The 3,656-nt window shown below is 49.5% G+C and carries 4 protein-coding genes; all 4 read left to right on the forward strand.

Going from position 1 to position 3,656, the window contains the following annotated elements; translation table 11 throughout:
- Nucleotides 1–208: 208 nt before the first annotated feature.
- The 4 genes from J3U88_RS33840 to J3U88_RS33855 all read left to right on the forward strand — a co-directional run bounded on the left by J3U88_RS33840 (nucleotide 209) and on the right by J3U88_RS33855 (nucleotide 3,317).
- The gene (locus J3U88_RS33840; RefSeq protein WP_207863649.1) at nucleotides 209–1,249 is read left to right on the forward strand and encodes a hypothetical protein; all 1,041 of its coding nucleotides are present in this window, start codon (nucleotides 209–211) and stop codon (nucleotides 1,247–1,249) included.
- 157 nt (nucleotides 1,250–1,406) lie between these two features.
- Nucleotides 1,407–1,649, forward strand: coding sequence for a WD40 repeat domain-containing protein (locus tag J3U88_RS33845; RefSeq protein ID WP_207863650.1), 243 nt, complete (start codon nucleotides 1,407–1,409; stop codon nucleotides 1,647–1,649).
- Between the two features lie 72 nt (nucleotides 1,650–1,721).
- The gene (locus tag J3U88_RS33850; protein WP_207863651.1) at nucleotides 1,722–1,883 is read left to right on the forward strand and encodes a hypothetical protein; all 162 of its coding nucleotides are present in this window, start codon (nucleotides 1,722–1,724) and stop codon (nucleotides 1,881–1,883) included.
- Nucleotides 1,884–2,132: 249 nt separating this feature from the next.
- A complete protein-coding gene (locus tag J3U88_RS33855; RefSeq protein WP_207863652.1) occupies nucleotides 2,133–3,317 on the forward strand; it encodes a hypothetical protein in 1,185 nt (394 codons plus the stop codon).
- Nucleotides 3,318–3,656 lie beyond the last annotated feature (339 nt).

Below are 3,656 nucleotides of genomic sequence, written 5' to 3' on the forward strand. Positions count from 1 at the left end.
GACTTTTTGACCTTTTCTGGTTTTAAATCAGCGATTAATTAACCTCTCCTCCTGTCATAAAAACCTCATTTGAGAATAAATTTCGGTGGGCTTATCAATCAAGCCCGCCAGAGCATGTCTCATGCCGAAATTTTACCATAAACACTTAGTTACAAACAGGTTAATCTGTAATTTTCTCTCTTAACTTAACGGCATTGGCCGTATGGGTTTGAGCAACAAGGCCGAAGTGGGTTACTACCGGTTTGACGGTAACGGCGGTGTTACTTTTACGGGTTTTGATGTTTTCCCCAGCCCGAGTTACAGCAACACGCGCGTTTATTCCAAACATATCAACAGCGCGATTCGCGATCTCTATCCCAGCAGCCCCCTGGGCCATCCGTTAACCCAAGACTGTGAGACAGGCGACATGGGGAACATTTTGATTCCCTCCAAGAGTTATGCAAGCCGAACGGGGACGTACACCTTCGATGGGTCCAACCTGGAAATTGACATTCATCCCTTCAAAATCCGTTGGACCAATGCCGGCGACGGCTGGGATACGGAACGCTGGGAAATCCAAAACGCCAGTTCTAATATCATCATCTTGGGTGTTTCTAGCGTTAAGGGTTTTGCTTACTTCTCCGACGGTGTGGGTTCTTACCCCATCAATTTTGACAGCCACTTCGATCAGGGTAATACCAGCAACAGCGCGTCAGCCTATCTGGGCCATATTTGGAGTAACCAAACCGGTGGCCAACTCAGCGTTTTTGATCCGTTGACCTATAAAGGTGAACACAAATTGGTCGGTGCGATCTACAGTAACGAAGACAAAAATGGTCAGGTTGTTGACGCCAATGTGTACGGTTCATTGTGGTACTATGATCTAAGTAACCCAAGTCATTACGCTATGGCCATTTCGCAAAATACCGACTCCAGTGGTAATGTAAATGTTCAGGCCATCAAAGACAATGGGGCTTTCGTTCAGAACACCCTTTACTTTAACCGTTACGTTGCGTTCCCAACGCTTTTCTTTGGTACCGTTGGCCACATCTATCACAAAGCCCCGAAGCAGGGTTACGAATCGCAAATCGCATACAACAGTCGTCGTTGCTGGACCGACTCTGATTCCATCTGGACCCAGGGTCACCTCTTCATGCACCTGGGTGCCTGGAACCAAAACCGCATCTCCCACGTGCTTTCTGTCGAGGTCAGCAAAAACGGCGCTTACCCCATCATTTCAATCGGATACGGCAAAGGCCAATTCCGTTAATCAAACACAACCGCTTCCCAACAAGGGAATTACAAGGGGGGCCTCCCATCACGGGGCCCCTTTTTTCGTGGTGGTTCGTCCCGGCGGTGCGCCTCTCTTCTGGGCGGCGAGATAAGAGCGAAGGTTTTTAGCTAACCCGCATTTCTCACAAGGGTTTGTGGGAATTTTATTCGGAGGAGCCCCGGCCGTGCTCTCCAGGCAACGCAATTCAGTGGAAGGTGTGGCCATTTCCCCTGATGGTACTTTTTTGGCCTTGGTGGACATTGACGGTGTTCTTTTCTATTGGGATGCGGTTACCCATGAGCCTTTAGCCCGTTTTGAAAGTCCTGGTTTGATTGTCAATTCCCTTGTCGCCAATCCCCAAAACAACACGATGGCAAGCGTGGTGGCGTCCACCTAGGTTCGATTTTGGCATCCCGAGCGCATGGCGTTTTTCTTGGAGTAATCGCGAACGCCGCGGCTGTAGCAACGCTTGCTCCGCAACGCCCTGCATACCTTCGGCTACCGCTTCGAGCGTGGGGCCTTGGTGCCGGAAACAGGATTGACCTTGGCGCCGAAAGGGGAGCGGCGGGGTGGTTCGCGTCGCCGCTCGGCCGATGAGCTGCTGCTGTATTGGCTGGATGCGAAAAATTGATGGTGTGTGCTGCTATGAAATGGTTGGGCTGCACCCTTTTGGGTTCAAACTGCGGCCTTCAATATGTTGTGGCACTACGAAATAACAACTTTAGGTGAAAAAAAATGAAAAAAATGGCGGGTAAAATTGGCCAACAGGACTTTCTTTGATGTCACAAGTGAGTTTGGCCGACGTTCATGTGACGGCCATCCGGTTCAGGGGCTTTTGTGAAGTCGCTTGTGGCAGTTATTTCAACTAGGAGTAAGTCTTTTGAGAAAAATTTTAACACATCTATTATGCGTTTTCTGGATGGTTGCCGGCAGCGGTTTCTTGTTGGCCGATTCGTTTACACAGAACTACGGCGATACACTGGTAAGTGCCAAAATTTTTAAAACTCAAAGTCGTGGAGGCTTGAGTGATAAAGTAGAAGTTGGTTATTATCGATTTGACGGTAACGGTGGTGTTACTTTTACGGGTTTTGATGTTTTACCTAGTCTGGGCTACAGCAACACCCGCGTTTACGCCAAACATATCAACAGCGCTATTCGCGATCTCTATCCCAACAGCCCCCTTAATCACCCCTTAACCCAGGACTGTGAGACGAGCGACATGGGGAACGTTTTGATTCCCACCAAGAGTTATGCAAGCCGCACCGGGACGTACACCTTCGATGGGTCCAACCTGGAAATTGACATTCATCCCTTCACAATCCGTTGGGCCAATGCGGGCGACGGTTGGGATACCGGACGTTGGGAACTTCAAAACGCAACGTCTAATATCAGCAGTATTTTGACCGTGGAAAGTTTTAAGGGCTTTGCTTATTTCTCCGACGGCCTGGGCTCCTATCCCATCAACTTCGACAGCCACTTTGATCAGGGCAGTCTCAGCAACAGTGCCTCAGCATACCTGGGCCATATTTGGAGTACCCAAACTGGTGGCCAAGTCAGTGTTTATGATACGTTGAAATATAAAGGTGAACACAAATTGATCGGTGCGGCCTATACCAACGAAAACAAAGATGGCCAGGTTGGGGATCCCAATGTGTACGGATCATTGTGGTACTATAACTTGAGCAACCCAGATCATTACGATGTGGCCATTTCACAAAATACCGACTCCAGCGGTAATGTAAATGTTCAGTCTATCAAAGACAATGGTGCTTTCGTTCAGAATACCCTTTACTTTAACCGTTACGTTGCTTTCCCAACCCTCTTCTTTGGTAACATCGGCCATATCTTTCACAAAGCTCCGAAGCAGGGTTACGAATCGCAAACCGCATTCAACAGTCGTCGTTGCTGGACCGACTCCGATTCCATCTGGACCCAGGGTCACCTCTACATGCACCTGGGTGCCTGGAACCAAAACCGCATCTCCCACGTCCTATCCGTCGAGGTCAGTAAAAACGGCGCTTACCCCGTCATTTCAATCGGATACGGCAAAGGCCAATTCCGTTAATCAAACACAACCGCTTCCCAACAAGGGAATCGCAAGGGGGCGTCTCATCACGAGGCCCCCTTTTTTTCGTGGTGTTTCGTCCCGGCGGTGGGCCTATTACCTAAGAAGCGCGATAAGAGCGAGGGATTTTGGCTAAAGATCTGGAGCGAAATGGTTTGGGAAAAGCGGAAGCGCACCCATTGGGTGCGGTGAGCATTTTCACAGACCGTTGCAGCCCAGATAGTGTGTTGTGGGTTTGAGTGCAAGGGGAAATCTCAGGTTCCACCGTTTTTGTTAGAGCCAGGCATACCCCGGCCTAGCGGCCGATGAAGCGGCCGTGTTCAGCGGGGGCATTTTTTC

The organism is Acanthopleuribacter pedis (genome assembly GCF_017377855.1).
GTDB classification, from domain to species: Bacteria; Acidobacteriota; Holophagae; order Acanthopleuribacterales; family Acanthopleuribacteraceae; genus Acanthopleuribacter; species Acanthopleuribacter pedis.